This window comes from Acidiphilium sp. JA12-A1 (assembly GCF_000724705.2).
GTDB lineage: Bacteria > Pseudomonadota > Alphaproteobacteria > Acetobacterales > Acetobacteraceae > Acidiphilium > Acidiphilium multivorum.
The window spans coordinates 1-2109 of the sequence record NZ_JFHO01000223.1 but is presented as its reverse complement, the minus strand read 5'-3'; the positions used below and the strand labels follow the sequence as shown (position 1 = coordinate 2109).

Annotated in this window: 4 protein-coding genes; all 4 read right to left on the bottom strand. The window is 60.2% G+C overall.

Annotated elements, in window-relative coordinates:
• Window positions 1–238: 238 nt before the first annotated feature.
• The gene (locus RT91_RS22715; RefSeq protein WP_035189529.1) at window positions 239–661 is read right to left on the bottom strand and encodes a hypothetical protein; all 423 of its coding nucleotides are present in this window, start codon (window positions 659–661) and stop codon (window positions 239–241) included.
• A gap of 21 nt (window positions 662–682) precedes the next feature.
• Window positions 683–940, bottom strand: coding sequence for a hypothetical protein (locus tag RT91_RS22710; RefSeq protein ID WP_240314378.1), 258 nt, complete (start codon window positions 938–940; stop codon window positions 683–685).
• A 74-nt stretch (window positions 941–1014) separates the two neighbouring features.
• A complete protein-coding gene (locus tag RT91_RS22705) occupies window positions 1015–1284 on the bottom strand; it encodes a hypothetical protein (protein ID WP_240314377.1) in 270 nt (89 codons plus the stop codon).
• A 271-nt stretch (window positions 1285–1555) separates the two neighbouring features.
• Window positions 1556–2109, bottom strand: a 554-nt coding sequence (locus RT91_RS19410) for an IS3 family transposase (RefSeq protein WP_035189523.1), incomplete at its 5' end; no start/stop codon positions are given.

The following is a 2109-nucleotide window of genomic DNA, read 5'->3' as shown; positions in this document are numbered from 1 at the left end:
TGTAACATGGTAAAGCTAGATATTGCTTGACCCCGGCGGCGTTCGTCACGTTCAGATTCTCATCGACATATCCCTGATTGATCAACTGATTCATGCCATTCTGATCCAGAATATAGGGGCTGGGTGTATCAGGGTTGTAGCCAAGATTCTGAATTTTGTAGATATTATCGCCCGCGGAGTAATCGCTGGTGCCAAATTTGGAGCCGCTATTCAGAATTTGGTCGATCTTGTCGTCGTCTCACGCTGGATTTCCACTTGAGTCGAGTTGGCTCTGTAACTGATTGATGGCAGTACGCTGGTCAGCCGCAGGCGCGGTTGAATCATAAACGCTATCCGGTGTGAATTGATCGGCGCGCCGGGGATATGTAACGCCATCATTCCCGTTGTTGTAGCGTTGCATGATATCGTCGGTCGAGCCGCGCGCCGGATACGCAGCCAGAACCTGCTGGCGTGGGGATTTGGGAGGTAGGGGTTCATCCTCTGCCTCTGGCGCCTTGGGTTTCACCTCATGCACGCGCTTGACGATTTCGCGGAGCAGGACGAGCAGGCCCAGCGAGACCAGCGCCGCCGCGGCCAGTTTGGCGGCGAGTTTGATCTCCTCACCCGTCGTGGCGTGGCCGGCCTTGATCACCGCCTCGACGAAATCTTTTCCGGCAATCAACCCCGCCCAACCGAACTGCCACTAGGCCAGCCCGGCGATCATGCCGTCCACGATCGCATCCGCCCCTGGCAGCGCCTGCACGACCGCGATCCCGCCAAAGAACAGCGCCATCACTGCAAGGTTCTGCGGTGTCAGGAACGCCCTGAATTCCGCCCGGCTGGCCTCTCCAAGACATTCCGGGATCGCCTCGAACATGGCGACCACCTTCTGCCCGCCGCTCCAGCCGGATACCGGGCCGCGGCCCGGCAGGACCCCACTGCCGGCATCGCCGCGGATCATGCTGCGATGCGGGTCTCTCGCGAAACGGAAGACCGCAAGCGCACCGTGGCGGACATCCTCCTGCAACTGCCGGATCAGGAGTGCCGGCGGAACCTCCTGACGTTCGTTGCGCCAGGCCGCGTAGAAGCGACGGATGCCGCAAGATTGCCCGGATGACCGAAAAATGGCGTGGCGCCCTGGCGCATGGCGTCGAGCATCTGCTCGAATTCAAGCCGGCCGAGGGTATCCGACCCCTGATACGCCTGGAACCGGTGGACTTCCCTCGTCTCCGCCGAGGTGGGCAGGATGAGATAGACTGCGTGGAGGCTTCGCAATTCCAGATGGAGTGCTTGCGGATGGGGCATTGCCATCCACGGATGCGGTCCAGGTGATCCTGAAAGTGCATTTCCCATCCGCGCCACGATACAGCATCATTATTGGAATCAGAAAATGCGAAAATCAGGAATTTCGCACGAGCGTGGCGAACTTGGGGGGGTAGCAGCAGCGGGCAGCTGTAATTACAGCGGTCGGATAGGGGTTAAAGGGCTTATTGGAATGGCAAACTCGGCGAGGCTGGTTCCGGAACTGGTGGTTTCGGACTTGGAGGTGATGGTCTGAGCCCTAAGTTCCCGCCATTCAGGAGTAGAGTCTCATCCTCGAGTGATGCCCACGATTGGGCGTAGGTGCAACAGCCGGGTTGGGGGTTAACCCCCAACCCGGCGCGCCGCTGATTTTTCCCGCCACCTCTGCCGGGGTTTTGTTGCCCAGGCTCGAATGGGGGCGGTGATGATTATAGTCGTGACGCCAGGCGGCCAGCACGGACCTCGCTTGAGGCAGGCTCGTGAACAAGGTCTCGTTCAGACACTCGTCCCGGAGCCGGGCGTTGAAGCTCTCGACGAACCCGTTTTGCTGGGGCTTGCCGGGCGCGATGTAATGCCATTCCACGTTCCGCTCTTTCGACCAGCGCAGGATCGACATGCTGGTGAGCTCAGTGCCGTTGTCGCTGACCACCATGAGCGGGCGCGCCCCGCGCTCAGTGATCGCCATATCCAACTCGCGTGCCACCCGGGCGCCCGAAATTGACGTGTCGGCGATCAAGCGAACGCATTCGCGGCTGAAATCGTCCACGACGGCGAAGATCCGAAACCTGCGCCCGCATGTCAGGGCGTCGGAGACGAAATCCAGCGACC

Bases quoted from the DNA above. Each gene is read 5' to 3' on its own strand.
- RT91_RS22710 (WP_240314378.1), bottom strand. From the start codon at position 940: ATGATCCGCGGCGATGCCGGCAGTGGGGTCCTGCCGGGCCGCGGCCCG.
- RT91_RS22705 (WP_240314377.1), bottom strand. From the start codon at position 1,284: ATGCCCCATCCGCAAGCACTCCATCTGGAATTGCGAAGCCTCCACGCA.